We start from the raw sequence: 23,170 nt of genomic DNA on the forward strand, positions 1-23,170 counted from the left end.
CCATGATCATTCTATTCGCAAACCAAAAAGGTGGAGTGGGAAAAAGTACGCTCGCGGTGCTGTTTTCAAATTTTGCCGTCCAGAAAAGGAAAAGAAAGGTGAAAGTCTTTGATATGGACTTTCAACAGTCACTTTACAACAAGTATCTCAATTCGGACCTCTTAGAAAATGAGAAGTTGTATGAAGTTGAGCTATCGAATATTCCAGGATTCAAGTCTATCCAGAAAAGAGCTGCTCAAGATCCTAAAATTCTCACCGTGATTGATCTTGCTGGGAGAATGGATGACGACAACCTGGTGCCGGTACTCAAGGAGTCTGAATTGATCATCTGCCCTTTTTGCTACGATGAATACAGCGTCACCAGCACGTTTGAATTTTGCTACGTGGTCAAAAAGGTGAATCCTGAAAGCCGGATTATCCTAATCCCCAACAGAGTCAAAACATCAGTCAAATACGAAACCTTGGAGAGCGTCAATCAGGCACTTGGCCAGTTTGGTGAATTGACCTCCCCGGTATCGGATCGGATAGACTTCCAAAGACTCACTACCTCCTACACTCCGGAATCGCTTGTGCCTATCCTGGATCCCATTTTCAACAAATTATTTGATGACCATATAGAAGCAGATTAGCCATGGCAAACGGGGACTACATAAGCAAACTTGTCCAAGGAGTAAGGTCAGAATTGGTATTGCCTGAACCTGAGGTAAAGCCTTTGGTAAAGTCTAAAAGTAATGAGACTGACAAGATCGGAAGCCAAGGAATCCATGAGCTGATAGAGGCCATCAAGAATTTTGAAGTAAACGGAGATTCCAAAAGGCTGATTCGGATGGACGCTCGAACGGAGGAAGTACTGAAGCTAATCAGTCCCACTTTTGGAGTGGACGTGACCTCCTTCGTGAATTTCCTGTGCTGGGACTTTCTGGAAAATAATCCAGAACTGGTCAATGAAATCAAACAATCCATACAAAAACTATAGCCATGAGCTGGACAGACTTCTTTCTATACCTATCCCTTTTCTATGTGGTGTACTATGCGGTAAATGTCGTCTTCGATGTTTTGCGCAAACCACAACTTTCAGAAGTGTCGGCAGGGAATGCCTACACATTCCAGACGGACCTCAATGAGTTTGATGAAAGTCCAACGGTGATTGAGGATAATGACCCGGTGCCTGATCCTGTGAAGCCCAAGACAGAATCTGCTTCCCAGACGGAAGTATGGGTCAACAGCGAGGAGGATTCAGAAGATATCGAATTTGAAATCAATGATCCCAGCCCAGTCAAATCTACAGGAGGGGTGACTACGCTCAATTCCCTCTTTGTACTCGCCAAGGAAGGCAGTATTGAAATGAAAAAGAAAGTCGTGTTCTCATGAAGCTCCTTCATCGGCTATTCCTATGTGCTCTCCTTTCCCTCTTATTCTTTTTGTCGGGATCGGAGACTTATGGCCAATCCCCTCCGGGAGTTTCAAAATTTCAGGAGGTCGAGACCGATATGAAAAGTTTCTATGTCGCTATTTCCAGACTCTCATTTGTCGTGGGCGCAGTCTCAGGATTGCTTGGCGGTCTTCGGGTTTACAACAACTGGCAAATGGGAAGACATCAGATCGATGTTCAGGTCATCAGTTGGTTCGGAGCCTGCCTATTCTTGGCCACTATTGGCTTTTTTCTCAGCGGACTGTATGCTGTCCCACTGATTTGACACCCCAAAAAAAGCAAAATCAACAGTCAATATTTTCTCACTTAAACTATAAACACCATGTTCAACAGAACCAAAAAAATGATCTCAAGCGCATTGTTTGTGATGCTTGCAACTACAGCCGCCAGAGCCCAAGGTGTTCAGGGAATTGTCGCAGCAGAATCGTCTCTACTCGCCTATGTGGATCCCGTAGCCAGTCTCTGTCTTGTTATTGGGGCGGTAGTAGGGCTGATAGGAGGCGTAAGAGTTTACATCAAATGGAATTCCGGTGATCAAGACATCAATAAAGAATTGATGGGATGGGGCGGCTCCTGCCTGTTTTTGGTCTTGGTCAGTGTGATCATCAAAGCGTTTTTCGGTGTCTGATGGCTAAGCAATTTCCGATATATAAGGGGCTTCAGAAGCCTCTTATATATCGGGGCTTTCAGGGAAAATACATCGGATGGGGAGTCGCTTCTTTAGTTATCGCGGTCGTCTCAGGAGGATTAATCGGAAGCTTAACCAGTATGGTTTTAGGTGGGGTGATTACCCTATCAGTCATGACTACCGGACTTTTCATCACCTCTCAGCAACAGAAAAAAGGCCTGCATAGCAAAACAAGGTATAAAGGGGTATTTCAGATCGCTACATCCTTAAAATCAAAGTAATCATGTTTGGGAAAAAAAGGAATGAATTTAAGCTTCCCTATCTGGGGATTGAAGATCAGATCCATGGTTTTCATTGTCTATTCAATCTGAAGGGTGACTATGGTGTCATCCTTGGATTGGACAATCCTGTCCTGCAATATTCAGCGGATTCTTCCAAGTACGATTCCTTTCATCAGCTATACACCAACCTGATCAAAATACTTGGTGAAGGGCATCTGATCCAAAAGCAGGACATTTTTTCCAGAAAGACCTACAGCGAAAAATCCTCAAAAGAATACCTACAGCAAAAGTATGATGACCATTTCCAGGGGCGGCCCTATACTTCAATGAAGACATTTTTGGTGATTACCAAACGGGTAAAAGGCAGATACAGTCAAAAGTCAGTAATGGACTTTATTCAGACACTGGGAAAGGTGACCGACCTTTTTGAACGTGCAGGAATCAAGACAGAGGCACTCTCAAGAATTGAGACTGACCGATATGTGAAACGGATTCTCAGCATGAACTTCCACGAGGAAAAGATTGTGCTGGACAACCTGCTTGCTGAAGAAAGCCAAGTGGAAAGCGGAGAAAGAGCTTTTCGGTCGATCACTTTGGTAGATACCGACAAAGTAGAACTACCGGAAAAGGTGACCACCCATTTGGAGCGTAACGATAAGGATAGCCTCAAAGGGTTTCCTGTTGATAATATGGCCTTCCTTTTCGATGTCCCTAATTTCCAAACCATAGTTTATAACCAGGTCATTGAAATTATTGAGCAGAGATCAACGCTTACCAAGCTTGAATTGAAGCGAAAGCGGCATTCCGGGATACCCGATCCAGCCAATAATATCTGTGTGGAAGATATCGACAGGCTATTGGAAGACGTGGCCAGACATAACCAGCTTTTGGTCAATTGCCACTTCAATGTGGTTGTTTCTGCCAAGAAGGAGCACATCCAAGGAGCTTGTAATTATGTGGAATCCTCCCTTTTCCAACAGGGCATTGTGGCCAATAAAAATTCCTATAACCAACTGGAGCTTTTCAGGACACTGCTTCCCTGCAATACCGCTGAGTTGAAAGTTTACGATTACTTCCTGACCACATCGGATGCTGCATTATGTTTTTTCTTGAAGGAGTCACTGAACAAGGATGAGATAAGTGGATTCCAAATCCGATTTACGGATCGACAGGGAATCCCTTTGAAGATTGATCCCGCTGATTTGCCGATGCAAACCAATCGGATCAACAATCGAAACAAGTTTGTACTGGGGCCTTCCGGTTCGGGGAAATCATTCTTTATGAATGCCCTGATCGAGCAGTATTGCATGTGGAATAAGCGGCCCAATCCTAAGTGGCTGATGGATGTAGTCATTGTCGATACCGGCCACTCGTATTCCGGACTTTGCCAATACTACCAAGGGAAATACATCACTTACACCGAGGAAAAGCCAATAACCACCAACCCTTTTTCCATTACTGAAGAAGAGTACAACATCGAGAAGAAAGACTATCTCCTGACCCTGATTTCCCTCTTGTGGAAGACAGCGGAAGGAACAGTCTCTCAGGTTGAAGCCGATGTTATTTCCAATACGATCTCGGCCTACTATTCCTCTTTTTTCTCCAAGGAAAGCACTATCGATCGGCTTTGCTTCAACAGCTTTTATGAATTCGCCCTGGAGAAAATCCCAGAAATCAAAGAGCGTGAAAGCATTGGATTTGAACTTGAAGAATTCCGCTTTGTACTCAAGAAGTTTTACAAGGGAGGTGAGTTTGAAAACCTACTCAATGAGGAAGTTGACCAGTCCTTGTTTACCGAATCTTTTGTGGTTTTTGAAATTGACAGCATCAAAGAGCACAAGGTGCTTTTCCCGATTGTGACACTCATTATCATGGATGTTTTCATCCAGAAAATGAGGTTCCGAACCAAATACCGGAAGGCACTCATCATCGAAGAAGCTTGGAAGGCCATAGCCTCCCCGCTCATGGCAGGCTACATTCTATACCTCTATAAAACAGTCCGAAAATTCTGGGGGGAAGCCATAGTGGTAACCCAAGAGCTGGGAGATATCATCGGAAATGCGGTAGTCAAAGACAGTATTATCAATAATTCGGATACGATCTGTCTTTTGGATCAGACAAAATTCAAAGACAATTATTCTCAAATCGCCTCCCTGCTTTCCATCAATGAAAATGAAAGGAAAAAGATCTTCACGATCAATCAGCTGGATAATCATGAGGGCAGGGGAAGATTCAAGGAAGTATATATCCGAAGAGGATCTGCCGGTGAGGTGTATGGGGTGGAAGTTTCCTTGTACCAATACCTGACCTATACCACGGAAAAGCCAGAAAAATCAGCCATCGAAATCTATATCCAAGCCTTTAGAGGGTACCAAATGGGACTGGACGCTTTTGTCGAGGATTTTAAGGCTTCTGAGCTTTCACTCCATGAGTTTTTTGGAGAGGTCAACAAGCAAGGGGCCCCGGTAAGAGAAACACTAACTGCCACTTTTTAACCATTACAAAGATGAAAAGCTTGAACATACTGGTATTTCTGATCCTCTCGGGATCTGCCTTAGGGCAAACTATCTATGTGGATCCAGCGGTAGCAGGAGCAACGGCGGCACATTCTGCGGTCATCAATTCTCAGCTGAATGCCACTAATGAACGATTGACTTTGATTGAACGGGGACAGCTGGCGATTACCGGAAACCTGACCATTGTCAATACGATGCAGGACAAAATCTACAAAGGACTTTCTGAGGTCAGTTCGATTTTGACCAACCTTTCCAATGTGCAGGAAATCGCTCGAATAGCCACCGGGATTTCAAGTGACCTTAGCCAGGTGATGGACTTAGCCGGAGAGAATCCCGCTTTACTCCTGTTTGCCGAACGGAATGCTACCCTATTTCAGCAAAGGGCAACTTCTTTGGCCTTGGAGGTCAGTTCATTTGTGTTGAAGGGAGGAGAAAACAATCTCATGGATGCAGGTGAGCGGTCAAAACTGATCAATCAGATTTTGACTGAGATGGTCATCCTGCGATCCTACTCTTATGGCATGTATCGAGCCATGTATTTTGCTCAGATGAAAGGATTTGTGAGGGCTCTAAATCCTTTTCAAGGGTACATCAACGTAGATATCCAGCTTGCGCAGGATATAGCCAGAAAAGCCAAAACCCTCCAACCATGAAATCTTTTTGGCTTTTACCCTTCGTTTTTTTGGCAACCCTTGGGATGAGTTTTGCTCAAACCAATGTGGCCCTTCTCCACCAGCTAGTCGAGGAATCCAAGTCTGAATATAACCTTCAAAAAGAGGCAAAAGGAAATCAGGGAAGGAACTCGGTCAACGAGGAGGTCAATACCAATTTGGTCAAGTCTGTAAAGGAGAAATACCGAGCCGTCCAGGACCGATTTGCCAAACTCTCCATTGTCATCGATGCTTTTGGAATTGGTGCTGCGGCTGAGCCCTTGGTCAATTCCATTATTGATAACCAGCAGCAAATCGTTTTCTACTGTAGCCAAAATCCGGAATTAGTACTTTTTGCGGTAGAGTCGGAACGGGTTTTCGTCGAAAGATCCTATTCACTTTTGAATTATCTCTTTGGCCTTTCGGCAAGTATCGGAGTGGTCAACCAGATGAAAGTTTCGGAAAGAAGAATCCTTTTCCAACATATTCTGGACGAGCTGAGGGAGATCAACGGACTTTCCTACACCGTTTCCAAATCACTTCAGCACTATCTCGAAAGGAAGAGAGGAATCAATCCTTACCTACAGTATGTAGCAACGGAAATGGCCTTGGTAGAAGAAATCATTCAAAACGCCAAAACCCTAATCCGATGAAAAATCTCCTTTTTCTTTTCATGTGTTTCGTGGCTGTTGAATCTTATCCCCAGACCGTGGTATTTGACAAAGAGCATTTTTCGATAGTCAATGCCAACGCTGCTGTACGAAATGTCAGTGAAATAGGGTATCACCAAACTTTGGATATCATCAGGCAAAACACTGATGATATCATTCTCAATTCATCCAGCCTGGCACTGGTTCAAACCATGATTGTCAACTCCCTCACCCAAATCAATGAAGGGTTCAAGGATGCAATACAGGTAAGGATGATAGCTGAGACTGTCTTGGATATCAGTTCCATTTCCGCAGAGGCATTCCAGTTGGCTGGCGATAATCCCATCCTTTTTCTTTTTGTCGAAGAGTACACGGGCCAGGCAAAAACCAGAAGTCTCAACCTGGCTACGGAAGTTTCATCACTTATTCTCAAAGAGGGCGATAATCTACTGATGAATTACAATGTCCGGGACGAGCTTCTTGATTCGGTACAGGAGGAATTACAGGTAATTCTTGCTTTGGTACTAGCTGCAAAAAACAGCATCTACTGGGCCAAGACCAATGGGATAATCCGATCCCTCAATCCTTACCAAGCCTATATCAATCGTGATTTAGGATTGATCAATGAAATCATCATCAAACAGAAAATCCTTACCCGATGAAGCCGACTCTCTCATTTTTGATCCTTTTTTCTGTTTGTATTCACAGCTACGGACAGACTCCAATCCATGATAAAGCGATTGTCGCTCAGCAGGAACGGATGGTCTATAAGCAGTGGGATGAGGATAAATTCTATCCTGAACCCAATAGACTGCTCGGAATCCCAACGAATCCGATTTGGTATATCACCTGGGGCTTGCACCCCAATTACCCGGATCTGGACCGAAGGCCATTATCTCCAAGGGGAGAACAGACTCAAAGGCTGGGATTGGCAGCGGCCATGCAGATTTCTTCTAACTACTACAAGCAGCACTCAGATACGGTCAAAAACTTGGCAACGGCTGAAATGGCTCGCATTTCAGGAGCTTTTTCAGCGACAGATCCTCTTTATCAATTCTACTATAAGCGAGAGCTCAGGCCTCTGGAAAATCCTGAAGCCACTGCTTTTCAGGGTGTTCCTGCGGAAGTAATCCATTACATGACTGATCATGGGGCTTACCAATGGTACTTAAACAACATGGCTTCGCTTTCGGAGCGATATGAATTTGCAAAGAGCCTGGATATGGAAAGAGGACAACGGATTCTGATGTATCACAGAATCATGCTTGAAATGAGAGATATCCTTAAAAAGTGGCAATACAAGCTGGACATGTCTTCCAATATGCTTGCCTTCCGAAAGCTGAACCAGCGGAAAATCAGCGGAGAGATTACCCTTTCAAATCCAAAAAGCGAGGAGGATAGAGCCAAGAAAATTGCTAACCAAACCCAAGTCCTAAAATGCCCATGAGAAAGGCTCATCACGCATGGTTATGGCTATCTAGGGCATTCCATGTGGCCATTGAAAATCAATTAATAATCACATGAAATGAAGAAGCTGATCACAGGACTATCTATTCTCCTTGGCTTGTCAATCCCCGGATTTGCTCAATCGGCCAACCATGACCAGTACAAGGAGACCATAAGCTATTTGCAGGGAAACAGCATTTACGACAGGGGAGTGATGACCTTCTTTGAAGAAATGAGGGATTATGGCTTTGCTCATTCCGACCCTTTCATGAGAGATGCTCAGACCTTGGCCTGTATTTTCATGCTGATTTTTTTTAGTCTCAAATGCTACGAAATGATGGCAGGGGATAAGAAGCTTGAAATTATGCCCCTTTTAAGACCTTTTGCGTTGGTGATTCTTTTGATGTGGTGGCCAATTTTCTGCCAGATCATAGCTTTTCCTACCGATTTGATCGCTGCCAAAACAGAAGCGCTTTTCGGGATCCAAAATGACACCAATAATGCTTTGCGACTTGACCGGGCGGCCTACATGATCGAGATGGCCGATCAGCTGGTGGAATATCAGGCAGTGACCGAGATGGCATCGGAACAGGCGCAAGAATCCGATAAAGATTTGGGGATGGTGATTGTGGATGGGGTAAAAGGATTTTTCTCCGATCAGATTCTAGCTCCTATTGTCCAAATGAGGATTAGGATGCAAACCAGCCTTCAACTGCTCGCTACCCAAATCATCGAATTGGTGGCCATATGGATTCTAAGGGTGTGTGTCTATATCATTTTCATGTTGCAGATCATCTATTCGACGGTGTTGGTGATACTTGGGCCATTTTCAGTGGTGGTGAGTATTCTTCCAGCCTTTCGGGATGCGTTCACTACCTGGATAGCAAGGTTTGTCTCCGTCAACCTTTATGTAGGAGTGGCATATTTGATTCTCTACATAACAGGAAGGCTCCAACAATATGCTTTGGAGGTAGAGATTGACAAGTACGAGTATTTGCTTTCAACCGGTGGTGGAGCAGATCGGCTTGAAAAAATGGCTTGGCTGGCATCCAATGGCTTTTTGAGTTTCGGGCTGGTGATTGTAGCATTTTTTGTCAGCGCAATTGCCATCACTACCGTGCCCTCGATTTCCACTTGGATCATTTCCACTTCAGGAATTTCCTCAGCAGCAACCACCGCCGGAAGGATGGGATCTTCCGCTTCAAAATCAATTTCAAGAGCTAAACTAATCTAACCATGATCATCCAAAACATTGAATCGAAAATCAGATTGGCAACGGTTCTTTCCCTTGGGAGCCTGATTACCTCAATCATTATCTGCGGCTTTGTTTCGGTTTACGCCTATAAACAGGTAGCCAACGCAAGGCAGTCCATTTATATCCTGGACAATGATATACCCATTTTGGCCAAGCAGGCCAATATGCAAATGAATAGGCCCGCTGAGTACAAAGCAGCCGTGGACTTATTTCATAGCCTTTTTTTCAACCTGACTCCCGACGATAAGCACATCGAATACCAAATGAGTCGGGCTATGTACTTCGTGGATGAGACAGGAGTCGGTCAATACAATAACCTGAAAGAAAAGGGCTACTTCAATTCCATTCTCTCCTCAAGTTCTGTGCTTTCTATCCAGACGGATTCGATTATCCTTGTTCAGAACAGGTTCCGGTATTACGGCAAGCAAAAGATAGATCGAAGAAGTGCCACGATCACCCGATCGATTATCACCGAAGGTGAATTAATAGATATCCCGAGAAGTGAGAATAACAGCCATGGGGTATTGATCACGAATTGGAAAACCATCGAAAATAAAGACCTGAGCAATGTTTCGAAAAACACCTTCTAAGGATCGGGAAACCACCATTTTCCAAGAACTTAAAAATGAGCTTTTTCCTCACATGGCAGGGGTTAATGGCCATTTGAAGGGGTTGATGGATCGTCATGCCAAAATCATTTTTTGTGTCATGCTTCTTCTCATCGTAGCCTCTTTCATACTGACCTTTTTTGTGCTGAATCCTAACCCGGAGAATCAGGCTGAACATATCAAAAAAGAACTGAAGGCCATTCCGGGAGAACTGTCAGGGGAATTTTCAGCATTACAGGATTTGACCCTGAGAGCTGCGAAAATGGCGGAGTTAAAGTCTGAGATAGAACGGATTATCGACAAGGATTCCATTTCAAAGTCGGATTCCGCATACCTGGAAAAAGCAATTGAGAAACTGCAATATTTTAACAACCACTCCCATGAAAATTGACTTCAAACAACCCAAATACATTCTGCCGATTATCATGCTCCCGTTTTTGTGTTTGCTGTTTTACGGGTATAAATCCTTCAGCAAAGACGGTCCGGCTGAGCCTGTTCAGGGGCTCAGTGGAATCCAATCCGAGATCGGCAAAGTATCGGAACAGATCCAGAAAAAACCGATTGATTCCAAACTGGATGCTTCGAGAGAAACCTATAAAAGAGCAAATGATGGATACACGGCTATCAAAGGCTTGGAACTGGAGGTTGAAGAATCCAGCCAAATCAAAACGCTGTATAACGAGGAGGAAAAACGGCTGCTGGATTCTATCGACAACGCTTTAAAAAGCGCAGGTCTTTACTCCGGAAAACCCGAAACAGGCAATTCGATCCCATCTGTTTTGCCACAACTTTCCAGACAGCAAAGCTTTTCTAAGGAAGATGAAGAATTACTGAATGCCATCAATCAGCTGGAAGGGAAAAAGACCCAAGTTCCCGCTAACAAATACGAAGATCCCATGGAGCTATTCAAAGCGCAGATGGCTGTGATAGACTCCATTTCCAAGGCGAATGATCCGGCTTATCAAGAGCTACAGCTAAAAGAAAAGGAGAACCAGCCAGTAGCCAAAGAGACCGAAAACGCAGTTTATCGGGTTCAGAAGTCAGAAGGGTCCGCTACCTTATTCAATACCGTCACCAGAGAAAAAAAGGGGAAGTTCATCGAAGCAATCATTGACCAGGATATCAAGAGCGGTACTCTTGGAGCCAGATTGAGAATCCGACTTTTAGATGATATTCTGATTGGAAATGCAATCGTGGGCAGAGGAACTTATCTCTATGCATTGATTTCCGGATATGAAGCTCAGCGAGTGAAGCTGACCATCTCTTCGGTCATGATCAATGACCGAATCTTCCCGATTAAACTCTCCATCTATGACGTGGATGGGATGGAAGGCCTGTATGTTCCGGCCAGTGCCTTCAGGGAATTTTCCAAAGAACTCGGAGGAAACACTACCGGAGGAATGAATCTGACTATGCAGCCAAACTCAGACGAATTGAGCCAACTGTATATGTCTGCCCTCCAACGAATGTTTACCTCAACTTCCCAAGCCGTTTCCAAATCCATCAAAAAGAACAAGGCCAATATCAAGTATGGGACTTCTGTCTATCTGATCGATACCAACGAATTGCAGGAAAACGGAAAAATGATCCAAAACCAAAACTGATTTGACATGACACAGAAAATAATAACTCTTATCCTTTGGGCGGTAACCATTTCGGTCTATGCCCAGCAGAACGGTACGCTGTTGAAAAGCCAACTTCCCAAGATCTATATCGACGAGGAAATCTCCCTTCACTTCCTTTCCCCCGAACCCATCCAATACGTGGATATCTCGACCGACAATATGATCGGAGATATTCCATTGGAAAATGTGTTTCGGGTAAAAGCCATCCGCGACAGTGTTTCCAACCTCAATGGTTACAATAAGTCTTTGGGAGTGGTTACCATTATCGGGCAGAAATTCATCGCGCAGTACGATTTATGGTATGCGCATGATGAGCGACAGCTGAAGACTCAAATTGAAATTCTCCCTATCAATACCAGTCCCTTGGAGGTCGGTAAAATTCCCCTGAGCGACCAAGAGCTTCGGTATTTTTCAATAGAGGCATTTAAAGGGAAGAAGAAGGATAACATCACCAAAAGCAGCCAGTATGGAGTTACCGGTCAGGTGAATAGTATCTACACCGTTGACGATTATATCTTTTTGGACATCTCCTTTACGAACAAGACCAATCTCAAATTTGATCTGGACCAGTTGAGATTTAAGATCGAGGACAAGCGAATCACCAAAGCAACCAATGTCCAATCCATAGAGATAGAACCGGAATACCAGCTTTTCACTCCGAAGAGCTTTGAGAAGAAATATCACAATATCTACGTGTTCAAAAAGTTCACCTTCCCCAATTCCAAGGTGTTCACCATCGAGCTTTCCGAATCCCAAATCAGTGGAAGAACGCTCTCTTTGGAGATAAAGTACGCTGATCTTTTGGCAGCAGACACGCTATGAATTTCACCAAAAGATGATTTTCCCCTCAATTAAGTCCATGCTATGAATGAGAAAAGAGAATTAAAAAGCCTTCACGCGACCTTTCAATTCATTGTTTACCTGATGGTGTTTTTGGACATTATGATGTTTGTCTATGCCCCACAGTTGTTGGCCATGGATGGGGTGGGAAGGTTTCTTTTTCCCCTTTTCGAAAAGCTGCAAAACCTGAAGATTTACAGTAATGTGCTTCTTGGCAAATTGGCCATTTTGATAGCGATTTGCCTTTCAGCCATCGGTACAGTATCGAGAAAGAACCTGGATTTAAACCCGAAAAATCAGATCATTTTTCCCTTGGCCATCGGGTTGATGCTATTCTTTGGTTCGATCTATCTCTACTCGCTGGAAGATTCATTTTTGGTGATGGATCTCACTTCCATTCAAGACCTCGGGTACAGCCTTTGTTTATTTATAGGGGCTGTTTTGATCCATACCTCATTGGACAATGTGTCGAAATTGATCAAATCGGGACTGGGAAAGGATGAATGGAATATCGAAGGGGAGTCCTTCATGCAAGACACCAAAAAAATCGAAAATCCCTATTCCGTCAACATCCCCATGAAGTTCTATTTCAGGGGAAAAGTCCGGAAAGGATGGATCAACTTGGTCAATCCATTTAGAGGGACTTTTGTGATTGGAACCCCAGGTTCCGGTAAGTCTTTCGGGGTGATTAATCCTTTTATCCGTCAGATGATAGGCAAGGGATTTACAATGTGCCTTTATGATTTCAAGTTTCCTGACTTGGCTCAGATTGCCTACTTCCACTATCTCAAAGCACAGGACAAGAAGAAAAACCTAAATTTCAAATTCCATGTCATCAATCTGGACGAGGTAGAATATTCCAGGAGGATTAATCCGATCAACAGAAGGTATTTGAAGACGGTGGCCAATGCTTCGGAAACAGCAGAGGCTATTTTTCAATCCCTTCAAAAATCTGATTCGTCCGGAGGAGCAGACAAGTTTTTCGAGCAATCCGCCATCAACTTTCTCTCCGCCTGTATCTTTTTTGTGTCTCGATATGAGGAAGGCAAATATTCCACCTTCGCCCATGTGCTGGATTTTCTCAACAGGGACTATGAGGATATTTTTAACTGTCTGACGAAATATCCCGAACTCAGATCCATGGTATCTCCCTTCCGAAGTGCCTTTGAAAAGAAGGTTTACAAACAGCTGGAAGGGCAGGTCGGTACCTTGAAGATTTTCCTTTCCAGACTGAATACCAAAGAAACCGCCTGGGTATTCAGCGGGGATGATTTCGACCTCAAAATCTCAGATCCCAATAGCCCATCCATTCTAGTCCTTGCCAATAGTACCGAAACGCAGAGTATCACAGGAACCTGCTATTCGGTCATTATCAACCGGCTAACCCGATTGATAAATACCAAAGGGAATCTTCCGACCGCCTTGATAGCGGATGAAGCGCCGACTTTTTATATCCATAAAATCGAAAACCTGATTTCAACTGCCCGGAGTAATAAAGTAGCGGTTTTACTCGGCCTTCAGGAGCTGCCCCAGTTAAACCAGCTTCAGGGAAAGGAAACAGCTTCGACCATGACCTCGGTGATCGGAAATGTCCTTTGTGGTTCAGTTCGCCATAAGGATACGCTTTCCTGGTTAGAGATGATGTTTGGAAAGCGAAAGCAATTGGGGCAGAGTGTTTCGATTGATCGGGATAAAACCTCGATTTCGTATAGTGAGCGATATGATCCGCTGATTCCTGCGGGTAAAATAGCGTCTATGCACACCGGGGAGATTGCTGGAATTATCGCCACAGAAGGAACTCAGTTTGACGGGAAATACAAAACATCCAATGTTCATTGTCGGGTCAATTTGGATATGAGGGAGATCAAGCAGGAGGAAAACTCCTATCGAAGCACTCCGAAATTCTATGATTTCAAAGGCAAGAAAGAAGAGATCCTGACCAAGCACTTTGAGAAAATCCATTTTCAGGTTACCGAGATTATTGAAAAGCACCGGGAAATGGCAATCCTAGATTAAGCCTTGAAATCATGCAAAGGAACCTATCGATTATACTTCTTTTTGTCGCTCACCAGGCATTTCCTCAATTCAATTCCATTGAATTTCGAAAGGAATTGACTTCCGTGAACGTGATCAAGCTGGCTGAATTGAAGCAAGAGGCGGAGAGAACTGAAATTCATTCGTTGTCCCAAGGAGAACTACCCATGGAAAAAGGGGAGGAACTTGTGTTGGCTTCCCTTCCCTTGGAGTATTTTTTCCTGACTTCAAAGTTTGGCTACCGCTCCGATCCATTTTCCGGGGAAACGAAATTTCATCGGGGAATCGATTTGAAAACCAAGCGTTCAAAGGTGCTTTCCATGCTTAATGGAATGGTTGTGTCGGTGGGCAATGATTCGCTTTTGGGAATTTTTGTCAAAGTCCAACACGGCAAGTATGAATCGACTTACGCTCACCTTTCTCAGTCCTTTGTAACAAATGGCGAGCGCGTCTTACCGGGTACGATCCTGGGAATTTCCGGAAGTACAGGAAGAGCTACTGGCGATCATCTGCACTTGAGTATTAAAAAGGGAAAGGAATATGTCAATCCAATCTTATTCATTCAATTGATTTCAAAACTATCGACTAAAGAAGAGGCAATAACTTATTTATCAAAACCATAAAGTAAGCACTATGAAAAGCCAAAATGGATTACCGATGAAGGATTTGGAGATTTTTGGAGTCATCAAAAACGGAAAATTTACCATTCCTGAAAAAGAAGTCAACGCCCTGAAAAATGGCGGAATGACTGATATCGTGGAATTGACCGATCTGAAAGGGAAGGATATTTACATCGATAAATTACCGGCTAGACTTTCGATAGTTAGGGGAGAAGATGGGAATCCTGCCTTGCGGATTGATCCGGTTTACATGGAACCGAACCGACATCCCAGTTTGAATGACTCTGAGCGGAATCAGCTGGTCCGGAAAGAATTGGCCAACATCAAAAAAAGCTATGTGGACAAAGAAGGAAACATTCAGACCGACATTATCGAGTACGATCAGCGAACCAAACAATTTCTCTCCTACAATCCCCGAGACATCAAAGCTCCTCAATCGGTTAATGGGCAAGAACTCGATCCACACCAAAAGAAGACATACAAGGAAGGGGAAACGGTGCTGTTGGCAGATGGGACAGCATTTCAACTTTCGCCATCTGCTCCTAAGGGACTCAGATCAAATAAATCCGGGTTAGTCCTTTCAGTTTTGATTGATGGGGGCTTGTCCTACCTATTGATCACCGGTGTTCAGAAATTGCTAGGAAAGGAGAGCCAGGAGAATAAAGCGTATAGCGAAGGATACCTTCAAGCCATCAAGGAGGTTCAAAAACAAGCAGAGCGACGAATTTCCCGAAACCCAAATGACAGGGATGCAATCCGTGATTTGAACAACATCAAGGAGGAATACTCCAAGATTTCGGCAGATTCCTCACTCCCAAAAGCGATTAGGGATGAATTCGATATCAATGTCATCAAGCGGCTAAACAGCATCGATACGGAGGAAGGAAAGAACCCAAGAAAACGCTTCGGACAAGAAAATGGCTTTGACAGAGACCTTTGATATTTTGAGCTACAAAGGGGTGGATAAGGCTATCCAAGGTCTGTTTTCCAAGTTTGCCCATCAGGATCAAACGGGCCAGATCGTTTTCGATTTTTTTGATGAGCAAGGCGGAAAAGTGGATTGTGAAATACTGAGCCTTTACCGGAATAAGCAGGCTTCCAGAGGAATTTCTGTCCTTAATCTTTCAGAAGATTCGCGGACAATTTTTGTCTCTGATTCCTATGCTTCCCTGATCTGTTTTGCCAATCAGTTCAAATCCAGAATCTCATTTGATGAAGCTGGCTTCTTGATCATCGGGGCTGAGTTTGACTTGAGCTTGTTGAATCAAGCTTTCAAGAAGATTTCAAAAAAGGCCAAGATCAATACCGTTTTCAGCTCCTCGATTTTGGGTCGGGTGATGGATTGTAAAATCCAGGATTTAATTCACGATCATGACTGTACTTATTATCTGTATAGCGATTTGGTTCACCTTAAAAATTCCAAAAAAGCCAAGAGTTCGGTTGAATCGATATTCACCTTTTCCCTGCGAACCTATTGCATCTCCCTTGGGGTGAAGCAAACTATCCGAACTTTTAAACCTAAGCAAAAGGGAGTAAAGTCCTTTTATCAGCTTAATCAGATGAGTTGGGAAAATTTCAATTAATACGGTTTTGCTATATTTAAACGCTGGCCACTCTAAATTATGGAGAATAATAATCTTGAATTCCTTAAAAAGAACCTGAAATTCCTTGGCTTTGGCACTTCGTTAAATGCCGCCCTGGAAGCTAAAGTTTCTGAGCGACAGGAGTTATTTAAAATCGGAGTTTCAGCCGATTTTAGTGCTAGGCAAAAGGATGGCAGCCTGGGAAAAGACAAGGTTAATTATGAGCTGAATTTCTTGAGATCTTCGAAGCCCTACCATTATTTTCTGGATAGCGTAAAAGTCACTCTTAACGATCAGATCCAGAATACATTTTCGTATGGAAAGGGGAATGACGTGACGGCAAAGGAAGCCTATAATTTGCTCAGAGGAGCTTCTGTTTTGAAGAAGGCCATCCTAATCGACAAGTTTACTTTGAGCTTTATTGACGATGCGGGAATAAGAGGGAAGGAAATGATAGTATCCAGCACTGAAGAGGCTTCCAAGATCATCGCCGAAAATGTGAAGAATAAGATCAATGTTCACGGTTCATACGATCTCTATGCAAAGGGCTACCTGTTGAGATCCTATGATGGAGCAACCGGCAAAGACTTTTCATCCATGCCTGAAGGCAAAGTATTTCTTTCCTATTCCTACTTTGATAGATCAACCAATCAGCATGAAACATCCCATCATCTTTATGACAACTTAAACCTGGCCTTGGATGCAAAGGAGGCCCTTCTAAAAAATGCTAATCCTGAGCAGGATATCAAAGGCTTCAAGATTCTGCATGAGTCTAAGTCCCATAAAATTTTTGAGTTTGATCGAGAGGGCAATGAAGTGTCGGTCGAAGCTCCGAAGCGAAATGAGAACATTTGGATCAAATTGGATTTTGATCAAAAGACCGAGGATGGAAATTATGGCTTCAAGAAATTCTATCAGAACTATGGCTTCAACCTGGAATCTGAACTTGGCAGATTCCCGATCAATGAGCTGGTAACTCCTCAGGAAAAGGAAATGCTTATTTCAAGTTTAGGTCGTGGAAATATCCAAATGGCTACTTTGGAGACCGGGCAGCCGGTATTGATTGAGGCCGATCCTCAGTTTAAGAAAATCCAGTTTTATGACATGGATTTCAAGAAATTGAACGTTTTACCTTCACTGTCTCAGGAAATGGGTAGGTGAGGGTGGTTAAGCGAACCAATCCTAGTCGCTTTACCTAACTCTTTTATAGAAAAGGCTTAAATAGAAGATATTGGAAAATATTCGGCACATTTTACAACTAGAAGACCAAGAAGACTTTGATGAGGCATTCGCCTTGTATAAAGAGCTTTATGAAAGAAACTCAACTGATTTTGAAATCTGGAAACACTTTTACTTTTTTCTTTGGATTGCCATTGAAGATGCTTCATCAGAGTTTCACGATAGAATAAATCTTAGACAAAGGCTGAGAAAAATGTATGAAGAGGGGCAAAAAAGTTTTCAAAATTTAACTGAATTCAAATTCATCGCTGGGTGGACAGTTTCTATTTTTCCTGATGAATACGGTGATAATGAAGACTTAGAAAGTCAAGGAAAAGAATTGCTTCGACAAGCTCATCATGAGCATCCTGACGACAAAATTTATAAAATGGCTTACCTCGGTAGTTTGGACTCTAAGAAAGAGGAATATAAAAAAGCTGAATTTGAAGCAGGTTCCGAAGTTTTGAAAAGGTTTCAAGGCCCCGGACTTCTGAACCGTTATTTTATACAAGTCTTAGGTAGAAAAAATGAAACGCCTAAGTAACACCACCGTGTATGATATTGGCTGTGATAGTTAATCAGCCAGGTTCTTAACTTTTTAAGAAAGTTACTTGCTGATATCCTTGAAATTGATTCGTAGACAACTGTAAGTCAAATAGACCAATCGGCCTTGAAATTTTAAGTATTTAATTTTAAACTAAACCATTTTATGTAATGAGAAATCTGAATTACCTGTTAGTACTCGCTGTAGCTGTTTTTTCTTTTAGCTGTTCTTCAGAGGATGAGACTCCAAAACTTGTTGAAAAGTCGGTGACCATCGAAGTTGAAATGGATGGTAATTACGATGACTATTTGGTGACCTTTTCGGTTCACAGTATGCTGAGTGGGACATCTACTTTTGTTGCTCCGGTGCTAGATCAACCGACTGAGCTCAATTGGACCCAAGTGATCGAACAAGGCAATACCTATACGCTTTCTTTTGAGCCTGAAGTTCCAATCATTTCAGCCATTTCTTCAGCTCCGATCCATAGCTTAGGCTTAGTTTTCAATGCCGTTCACTTGGGAGGAGAAACCACCGACTCTTTTCAGCCAATTTCAGCAACCGTCAATGTTTTGGCGGATGGGGAGGTCTATCGGCAATTCGAATATGAGGCTTTGCCTCCCGGAGAGGTTTCGGTACCACTTGCTGAGGAGATTACCTTTCAATAGTTTGGTAAAGGTTATGTTGGTCTGTAAAAATTTAGGGTGCAACAACATTTCAATTACCTACGATTATCAATTTCATGACGTCATAGTTTGCAAGGATTGTGAACTTTGGAGTCGGATAAAAATTGATGAATGTTGCAAGAATCCTTACGAGATATTTGTTTTTCAGTATGTCGATGGAAAACCTACATTTCTTCGGGAACAATGTTTGAATTGCGACGGCTGTTCCAATATGAACAAACTGTTGAATTTTAAAAAATTCTCGGTAATGGTCGATGAAAGGTTTTCTTTTTCGAACGTTAGACTTGAGGAATACAAATCTGAACTGAAGCCAAGATTTCAGAGCGGTTAGCCCAATTCATTTGGGAGTGTCGGCTGATATTGGCGCCATAAAAAGACAACAAAAATCGTGTATCTTCGTCTCCTAGATATGCAAAAGTTTGCACTCATGGCGTTTTTAATTTCTCTTGGATTCTTTTTGAACCCATCAGATACCTATGCTTGCGGTAAGTCGAGCGAAAAAGCTGAGAGTCTCAAGACCGAGACGTGTGACAGCGAATATGATTCTGAAACCAAGAAATGCTGCGCAAATGGTCATTCTGAAAAAGATTCAGAAGGATGTAACGGACAGTGTTCGGATCACGCTTGCCATTGCCCATCCAATAGTCCTATTCCGCTATTGCTTACCAATGCCCAATTTTCAGGTGGTTTGAAATGGAGCGAATCTATCTTTTACTATCAGAGAACCAATTATTCATCAGGTTTTTTATCAGTTTGGCTACCGCCTAAAATAGGCTGATTTTTTTCCATTACAGCCACAGAACTGTCTAATTGAAAGCAATTTCCGGCTTTCTTAATAATTTCTTTCCCTCATTAAAATTTAAAAAAATGAAATCAATAAAAATATTGATGGCAATCATGGCATTGCTATCGTCTACAGCTATAAATGCTCAAATCAAAAACACTAAAACCGAGAGTGTAAAAATTTATGGGAACTGCCAAATGTGCGAAGCCACCATTGAAAAAGCGGGTAATGTAAAAAATGCAGCCGAGGTAGATTGGAATAAAGAAACCAAAATGGCTACAATCACCTATGATGCAAATTTGACCAATCCAGATGAGATCTTGAAGCGCATTGCATTGGCAGGTTACGATAGCGACCAGTTTCTTGCGCCAGATAAAGCGTATGCAATGCTTTCTGAATGTTGCCAATACGAAAGAATAAATAAAAAAGAAGCCATCATACCGAACTCTAGTATGAAAATGGAAAAACATTCCGAACAGCCCGTAAAAATGGAAAGCCATGCCAACCACGGCGCGGAAATGGGGATTATAAATGGGGAAAAACCCGCAGAAAACATGCAGATGCAAAATGCCGGTGAACTTCAGCCCATTTTCGACCGATATTTTGAAGTAAAAGATGCACTGGTTCAATCAGATGGGAAGTTAGCATCCACTAGAGCAAAAGCTCTCTTAACCGCAATCAGCAAAGTGAAAATGGGTGAACTGGAACCAAAAACCCATGATGTGTGGATGGTAAAAATGAAAGCATTAAGTGAAAATGCAGAAAAGATCAGCGATTCCACCGATCCTGATGATCAACGCGTTTATTTTTCAGGTCTTTCACAACCGATGTATGAGTTGATGAAGCTTTCGACAACCGTACCAACCGTTTATTATCAAAAATGTCCCATGTACAACAATGGAAAAGGAGCAAACTGGCTCAGTAAAGAAAGCTCTATCAAGAATCCATACTATGGGTCAAAGATGATGACCTGCGGAAGTACAGTTGAAAAAATTAATTAATTCCAATTTTGAAGCTAATATGAACAGAAATGAATTTTTAAAAAGAATGGGATTGGGTACAGTTGCCATTGCGGCAGGACCAAGTCTTTTGACCTCATGTATGGACCATGGTATGGAGGGTGAAGCACCAAATGTAGAGGATGGCATATTTAATAACCCATTGAAGATCCCTCAGACGATCAGTTCAACGTCAACCTTAAGTGCTCAGACTGCAATGGACACCTTAGCAAATGCAAAGCAAACACCTGTTCTGGGATACGGAAATGGGTTACTGGGGCCTACGATTAGAGCCCAAAAGGGCCAGAATGTAAACCTTAATTTTACAAATAAACTGTCAGAGCATACCAATATTCATTGGCATGGTTTAGTGATCCCGGCCACTATGGATGGCCACCCGGATCACATGATTATGCCCAACAATTCGTTTAATTTTCAATTTCCAATAACCCAACAAGCTGGTACAAACTGGTATCACCCTCACTTACATGGACTAACGGGAAAGCAGGTGACCGAAGGATTGGCTGGGATGTTTATTGTAGAAAGCCCTGAAGAAAAAGCACTTAACTTACCCAGTGGTGCCTATGAGATCCCTTTGATAATCCAGGACAAACGCATCAATACAAACGGAACTATTCAATATAACCCAACTATGGCTGAAGTAATGTCTGGCTATATGGGCGAGACTATATTGGTAAACGGAACAAACAGCCCTTTTCTGGAAGTGGTATCACGATTTTACCGTTTTAGGGTGCTTAACGGTTCCACTGCGAGAATTTATAATCTCGTTTTAAGCAATGGAGCGGATTTTTATGTAATCGGTTCAGACGGAGGTATGCTGCCGCAATCAGAAAGCATGAAGAGCCTGTTGCTTAGTCCGGGTGAAAGAGCTGATGTTTTGGTCGATTTTTCCGGTGCAAAAGTGGGTGAAATGATATACCTCGAGAATAAACAATTCTCAGGAATGGGTGACGCACAGGGAGTACAGGGCTATAAAATTATGAGCTTCAATGTGACTAATGCTGAAAAAGACAACTTTGCTTTACCTACTGCGCTCTTGCCATTTACTAAACTATCTGGCGCAACTAAAACGAGGCCTTTTAAACTTACCATGAGCATGGGGAACAGTCGCGAGGGCATGCATCAAATAAACGGAAAAGTGTTTGACTCTGACCGGATTGATGAAATCGTGAATTTAGGATCCACTGAGATTTGGGAATTTGATAATACTGACGGTGATGAAGCCCATCCTATGCACGTCCATGGTGTTCATTTTCAAATATTGTCACGTACAGGAGGCAGGAACACTATTTTGCCTCAGGAAAGTGGATGGAAGGATACTGTTCTGGTAGCACCAAAGGAAAAGGTACTAGTAATTCTGAAATTTGAGCATAAAGGTAAGTTTGTAGTTCATTGCCATAATCTTGAACATGAGGATGATGGGATGATGCTAAACTTTGAAGTCATATAAAACACAAAAAATAGTAAGCAAAATTGCCCGATGAATGTTTTTGTACAATAAAGAGGCTAATGGTCAAATCCGAACAAATTAAATTAAAAGCCTTATGTCACGATTGGCAAAAGCTTATTTGTGGCTAATCTGTTAAAACAATATATAATAAATTATTTAAAACTTAAAATTTAACAAAATGAATAAATCACTAATTATAGCGGTAATATTTGCCTTTGGTACGATTGCGTGTCAATCCAAAGAAACAAAAGAAGCAGAATCAAACGAACAGCATCATGATGCCTCGGCAACAAATTCTGAGACTATGGATGTAGAGGCTGAAACAAAAGCTGGCAATACGAAGGAAGATGCTATGAATAACCTAATCACCGAGTATCTGAATCTGAAAAATGCCTTGACAGCAGATAATGCTAAAGATGCAGCAAGATTTGGCGAAAAGATAGTATCGGAAATTTCTAAGTTTGATGTTGATTCTTTTACTTCCGAGCAGAAAATGATCTATGACGAAGTGATGGATGATGCTCTGGAGCAGGCAGAACATATTGCCGACAATGCCAATAATATAGCTCATCAAAGAGAGCATTTTGCCATGTTGAGTAGGGATGTCGATGACCTCCTTGGTGTTTTTGGAACTTCCAAAGTACTCTACCAAGATTTTTGCCCGATGTATGAAAATGGCAAAGGGGCTGTTTGGATCAGTGAATACAAGGAAATAAAGAATCCTTATCTTGGCACCAAAATGTTGACCTGCGGCTCCATAAAAAAGGAATTTTAAATGTTAAGATTGAGATACTTTAAAATATTTTTCCTGATCGGGTTTGGTGTTTTGGTATTGATACAATTTTACCAGCCTGCCCGCAATATGGATGAGGGGCAGGTTACACCTTTACACATTACAGAAGTATTAGATATACCCGTTAACGTAAGACAAATCCTCCAAACCTCCTGTTATGACTGCCACAGCAACAACACGAATTATCCTTGGTATTCATACATACAACCTGGGAGGATTTTAATGGAATACCATATAAAAGAAGGAAAAGAAAATCTGAATTTTAGTGAATTTGGTAGCTATTCTAAACGTAAACAAGAAAACAAATTAGATAGAATTTCAAAACAAATAAAAGCAAATGATATGCCTCTTAGGTCCTATACCTTTATTCATAGAGATTCAAAATTATCAGAGTTAGACAAAATTGAAATAGTAAATTGGGTGGATAAAGAAATGAAAAAAAAAGTAATGGAGTAGGGTATTGACTTCCCTAAATATTAAAAAAAATCAATTTGCTCAATAATAGTCTAAC

Annotated in this window: 28 protein-coding genes; all 28 read left to right on the top strand. The window is 42.3% G+C overall.

All coding sequences use genetic code 11. From position 1 onward, the window contains the following. Nucleotides 1–2 precede the first annotated feature (2 nt). Nucleotides 3–629, top strand: coding sequence for a ParA family protein (locus C4S61_RS05660; protein WP_103923948.1), 627 nt, complete (start codon nt 3–5; stop codon nt 627–629). Nucleotides 630–631: 2 nt separating this feature from the next. Next, nucleotides 632–976, top strand: a complete 345-nt coding sequence (locus C4S61_RS05665) for a hypothetical protein (protein WP_103923806.1) — start codon at nt 632–634, stop codon at nt 974–976. 2 nt (nt 977–978) lie between these two features. Beyond that, nucleotides 979–1,371 carry a hypothetical protein gene (locus C4S61_RS05670; RefSeq protein ID WP_103923807.1) on the top strand — a complete coding sequence of 131 codons (393 nt, stop codon included), beginning with the start codon at nt 979–981 and terminating at the stop codon, nt 1,369–1,371. Continuing rightward, nucleotides 1,368–1,697: a DUF4134 family protein gene (locus C4S61_RS05675; RefSeq protein ID WP_103923808.1), complete on the top strand. Its 330-nt coding sequence runs from the start codon at nt 1,368–1,370 to the stop codon at nt 1,695–1,697. Before C4S61_RS05670 ends, C4S61_RS05675 begins: the two co-directional genes overlap by 4 nt. 57 nt (nt 1,698–1,754) lie before the next feature. Beyond that, nucleotides 1,755–2,060 carry a DUF4134 domain-containing protein gene (locus C4S61_RS05680; RefSeq protein WP_103923809.1) on the top strand — a complete coding sequence of 102 codons (306 nt, stop codon included), beginning with the start codon at nt 1,755–1,757 and terminating at the stop codon, nt 2,058–2,060. Then, on the top strand, nt 2,060–2,341 hold the full coding sequence (locus C4S61_RS05685; protein WP_077353341.1) for a DUF4133 domain-containing protein: 282 nt from the start codon (nt 2,060–2,062) through the stop codon (nt 2,339–2,341). The genes C4S61_RS05680 and C4S61_RS05685 overlap by 1 nt, the downstream gene beginning before the upstream one ends. Nucleotides 2,342–2,343: 2 nt before the next feature. Then, nucleotides 2,344–4,836 (top strand): TraG family conjugative transposon ATPase, encoded by a 2,493-nt coding sequence (locus C4S61_RS05690; protein ID WP_103923810.1) that lies wholly within the window; start codon nt 2,344–2,346, stop codon nt 4,834–4,836. An 11-nt stretch (nt 4,837–4,847) separates the two neighbouring features. After that, a complete protein-coding gene (locus tag C4S61_RS05695; RefSeq protein ID WP_103923811.1) occupies nt 4,848–5,510 on the top strand; it encodes a hypothetical protein in 663 nt (220 codons plus the stop codon). After that, on the top strand, nt 5,507–6,160 hold the full coding sequence (locus C4S61_RS05700; protein WP_103923812.1) for a hypothetical protein: 654 nt from the start codon (nt 5,507–5,509) through the stop codon (nt 6,158–6,160). Before C4S61_RS05695 ends, C4S61_RS05700 begins: the two co-directional genes overlap by 4 nt. After that, nucleotides 6,157–6,819 (top strand): hypothetical protein, encoded by a 663-nt coding sequence (locus C4S61_RS05705; protein WP_103923813.1) that lies wholly within the window; start codon nt 6,157–6,159, stop codon nt 6,817–6,819. Before C4S61_RS05700 ends, C4S61_RS05705 begins: the two co-directional genes overlap by 4 nt. After that, a complete protein-coding gene (locus C4S61_RS05710; RefSeq protein WP_103923814.1) occupies nt 6,816–7,604 on the top strand; it encodes a hypothetical protein in 789 nt (262 codons plus the stop codon). The genes C4S61_RS05705 and C4S61_RS05710 overlap by 4 nt, the downstream gene beginning before the upstream one ends. A gap of 78 nt (nt 7,605–7,682) precedes the next feature. Beyond that, nucleotides 7,683–8,837: a plasmid transfer protein gene (locus C4S61_RS05715; RefSeq protein WP_103923815.1), complete on the top strand. Its 1,155-nt coding sequence runs from the start codon at nt 7,683–7,685 to the stop codon at nt 8,835–8,837. A 2-nt stretch (nt 8,838–8,839) separates the two neighbouring features. Beyond that, nucleotides 8,840–9,448 carry a conjugative transposon protein TraK gene (gene traK / locus C4S61_RS05720; RefSeq protein ID WP_103923816.1) on the top strand — a complete coding sequence of 203 codons (609 nt, stop codon included), beginning with the start codon at nt 8,840–8,842 and terminating at the stop codon, nt 9,446–9,448. Continuing rightward, nucleotides 9,426–9,857: a hypothetical protein gene (locus C4S61_RS05725; protein ID WP_103923817.1), complete on the top strand. Its 432-nt coding sequence runs from the start codon at nt 9,426–9,428 to the stop codon at nt 9,855–9,857. Before traK ends, C4S61_RS05725 begins: the two co-directional genes overlap by 23 nt. Further along, nucleotides 9,847–11,070 (top strand): conjugative transposon protein TraM, encoded by a 1,224-nt coding sequence (gene traM, locus C4S61_RS05730; protein ID WP_103923818.1) that lies wholly within the window; start codon nt 9,847–9,849, stop codon nt 11,068–11,070. The genes C4S61_RS05725 and traM overlap by 11 nt, the downstream gene beginning before the upstream one ends. Nucleotides 11,071–11,076: 6 nt before the next feature. Continuing rightward, nucleotides 11,077–11,913, top strand: coding sequence for a conjugative transposon protein TraN (gene traN / locus C4S61_RS05735; protein WP_103923819.1), 837 nt, complete (start codon nt 11,077–11,079; stop codon nt 11,911–11,913). A 42-nt stretch (nt 11,914–11,955) separates the two neighbouring features. After that, nucleotides 11,956–13,947, top strand: coding sequence for a type IV secretory system conjugative DNA transfer family protein (locus C4S61_RS05740; RefSeq protein WP_103923820.1), 1,992 nt, complete (start codon nt 11,956–11,958; stop codon nt 13,945–13,947). A gap of 11 nt (nt 13,948–13,958) precedes the next feature. Beyond that, the gene (locus C4S61_RS05745; RefSeq protein WP_103923821.1) at nt 13,959–14,588 is read left to right on the top strand and encodes a M23 family metallopeptidase; all 630 of its coding nucleotides are present in this window, start codon (nt 13,959–13,961) and stop codon (nt 14,586–14,588) included. A 10-nt stretch (nt 14,589–14,598) separates the two neighbouring features. Next, entirely contained in the window at nt 14,599–15,525 is a 927-nt protein-coding gene (locus C4S61_RS05750) for a DUF4099 domain-containing protein (RefSeq protein ID WP_103923822.1), read from the top strand. Beyond that, entirely contained in the window at nt 15,503–16,168 is a 666-nt protein-coding gene (locus tag C4S61_RS05755; RefSeq protein WP_103923823.1) for a hypothetical protein, read from the top strand. Before C4S61_RS05750 ends, C4S61_RS05755 begins: the two co-directional genes overlap by 23 nt. Before the next feature lie 39 nt (nt 16,169–16,207). Further along, nucleotides 16,208–17,329, top strand: a complete 1,122-nt coding sequence (locus C4S61_RS05760; protein WP_103923824.1) for a hypothetical protein — start codon at nt 16,208–16,210, stop codon at nt 17,327–17,329. 70 nt (nt 17,330–17,399) lie between these two features. Beyond that, a complete protein-coding gene (locus tag C4S61_RS05765) occupies nt 17,400–17,930 on the top strand; it encodes a hypothetical protein (RefSeq protein ID WP_103923825.1) in 531 nt (176 codons plus the stop codon). A 170-nt stretch (nt 17,931–18,100) separates the two neighbouring features. Continuing rightward, nucleotides 18,101–18,595: a hypothetical protein gene (locus C4S61_RS05770; RefSeq protein ID WP_103923826.1), complete on the top strand. Its 495-nt coding sequence runs from the start codon at nt 18,101–18,103 to the stop codon at nt 18,593–18,595. A gap of 427 nt (nt 18,596–19,022) precedes the next feature. Continuing rightward, on the top strand, nt 19,023–19,391 hold the full coding sequence (locus C4S61_RS21645; protein WP_146064347.1) for a hypothetical protein: 369 nt from the start codon (nt 19,023–19,025) through the stop codon (nt 19,389–19,391). Nucleotides 19,392–19,423: 32 nt separating this feature from the next. Next, nucleotides 19,424–20,398 (top strand): DUF3347 domain-containing protein, encoded by a 975-nt coding sequence (locus tag C4S61_RS05780; protein ID WP_235009816.1) that lies wholly within the window; start codon nt 19,424–19,426, stop codon nt 20,396–20,398. Further along, nucleotides 20,382–21,866, top strand: a complete 1,485-nt coding sequence (locus C4S61_RS05785; protein WP_235009818.1) for a multicopper oxidase family protein — start codon at nt 20,382–20,384, stop codon at nt 21,864–21,866. Before C4S61_RS05780 ends, C4S61_RS05785 begins: the two co-directional genes overlap by 17 nt. Before the next feature lie 178 nt (nt 21,867–22,044). Further along, a complete protein-coding gene (locus C4S61_RS05790) occupies nt 22,045–22,641 on the top strand; it encodes a DUF3347 domain-containing protein (protein ID WP_103923829.1) in 597 nt (198 codons plus the stop codon). Between the two features lie 9 nt (nt 22,642–22,650). Further along, the gene (locus tag C4S61_RS05795; protein ID WP_235009820.1) at nt 22,651–23,115 is read left to right on the top strand and encodes a heme-binding domain-containing protein; all 465 of its coding nucleotides are present in this window, start codon (nt 22,651–22,653) and stop codon (nt 23,113–23,115) included. Nucleotides 23,116–23,170: the final 55 nt, after the last annotated feature.

Source organism: Algoriphagus boritolerans DSM 17298 = JCM 18970 (genome assembly GCF_900108085.1).
GTDB lineage: Bacteria > Bacteroidota > Bacteroidia > Cytophagales > Cyclobacteriaceae > Algoriphagus > Algoriphagus boritolerans.

Bases quoted from the DNA above. Each gene is read 5' to 3' on its own strand.
- C4S61_RS05770 (WP_103923826.1), top strand. From the start codon at position 18,101: ATGAGAAATCTGAATTACCTGTTAGTACTCGCTGTAGCTGTTTTTTCT.
- traN (WP_103923819.1), top strand. From the start codon at position 11,077: ATGACACAGAAAATAATAACTCTTATCCTTTGGGCGGTAACCATTTCG.
- C4S61_RS05755 (WP_103923823.1), top strand. From the start codon at position 15,503: ATGGCTTTGACAGAGACCTTTGATATTTTGAGCTACAAAGGGGTGGAT.
- C4S61_RS05700 (WP_103923812.1), top strand. From the start codon at position 5,507: ATGAAATCTTTTTGGCTTTTACCCTTCGTTTTTTTGGCAACCCTTGGG.
- C4S61_RS21645 (WP_146064347.1), top strand. From the start codon at position 19,023: ATGCAAAAGTTTGCACTCATGGCGTTTTTAATTTCTCTTGGATTCTTT.
- C4S61_RS05690 (WP_103923810.1), top strand. From the start codon at position 2,344: ATGTTTGGGAAAAAAAGGAATGAATTTAAGCTTCCCTATCTGGGGATT.
- traK (WP_103923816.1), top strand. From the start codon at position 8,840: ATGATCATCCAAAACATTGAATCGAAAATCAGATTGGCAACGGTTCTT.
- C4S61_RS05760 (WP_103923824.1), top strand. From the start codon at position 16,208: ATGGAGAATAATAATCTTGAATTCCTTAAAAAGAACCTGAAATTCCTT.
- C4S61_RS05740 (WP_103923820.1), top strand. From the start codon at position 11,956: ATGAATGAGAAAAGAGAATTAAAAAGCCTTCACGCGACCTTTCAATTC.
- C4S61_RS05660 (WP_103923948.1), top strand. From the start codon at position 3: ATGATCATTCTATTCGCAAACCAAAAAGGTGGAGTGGGAAAAAGTACG.
- traM (WP_103923818.1), top strand. From the start codon at position 9,847: ATGAAAATTGACTTCAAACAACCCAAATACATTCTGCCGATTATCATG.
- C4S61_RS05750 (WP_103923822.1), top strand. From the start codon at position 14,599: ATGAAAAGCCAAAATGGATTACCGATGAAGGATTTGGAGATTTTTGGA.
- C4S61_RS05725 (WP_103923817.1), top strand. From the start codon at position 9,426: ATGTTTCGAAAAACACCTTCTAAGGATCGGGAAACCACCATTTTCCAA.
- C4S61_RS05745 (WP_103923821.1), top strand. From the start codon at position 13,959: ATGCAAAGGAACCTATCGATTATACTTCTTTTTGTCGCTCACCAGGCA.
- C4S61_RS05675 (WP_103923808.1), top strand. From the start codon at position 1,368: ATGAAGCTCCTTCATCGGCTATTCCTATGTGCTCTCCTTTCCCTCTTA.
- C4S61_RS05665 (WP_103923806.1), top strand. From the start codon at position 632: ATGGCAAACGGGGACTACATAAGCAAACTTGTCCAAGGAGTAAGGTCA.
- C4S61_RS05710 (WP_103923814.1), top strand. From the start codon at position 6,816: ATGAAGCCGACTCTCTCATTTTTGATCCTTTTTTCTGTTTGTATTCAC.
- C4S61_RS05680 (WP_103923809.1), top strand. From the start codon at position 1,755: ATGTTCAACAGAACCAAAAAAATGATCTCAAGCGCATTGTTTGTGATG.
- C4S61_RS05790 (WP_103923829.1), top strand. From the start codon at position 22,045: ATGAATAAATCACTAATTATAGCGGTAATATTTGCCTTTGGTACGATT.
- C4S61_RS05695 (WP_103923811.1), top strand. From the start codon at position 4,848: ATGAAAAGCTTGAACATACTGGTATTTCTGATCCTCTCGGGATCTGCC.
- C4S61_RS05715 (WP_103923815.1), top strand. From the start codon at position 7,683: ATGAAGAAGCTGATCACAGGACTATCTATTCTCCTTGGCTTGTCAATC.
- C4S61_RS05685 (WP_077353341.1), top strand. From the start codon at position 2,060: ATGGCTAAGCAATTTCCGATATATAAGGGGCTTCAGAAGCCTCTTATA.
- C4S61_RS05705 (WP_103923813.1), top strand. From the start codon at position 6,157: ATGAAAAATCTCCTTTTTCTTTTCATGTGTTTCGTGGCTGTTGAATCT.
- C4S61_RS05670 (WP_103923807.1), top strand. From the start codon at position 979: ATGAGCTGGACAGACTTCTTTCTATACCTATCCCTTTTCTATGTGGTG.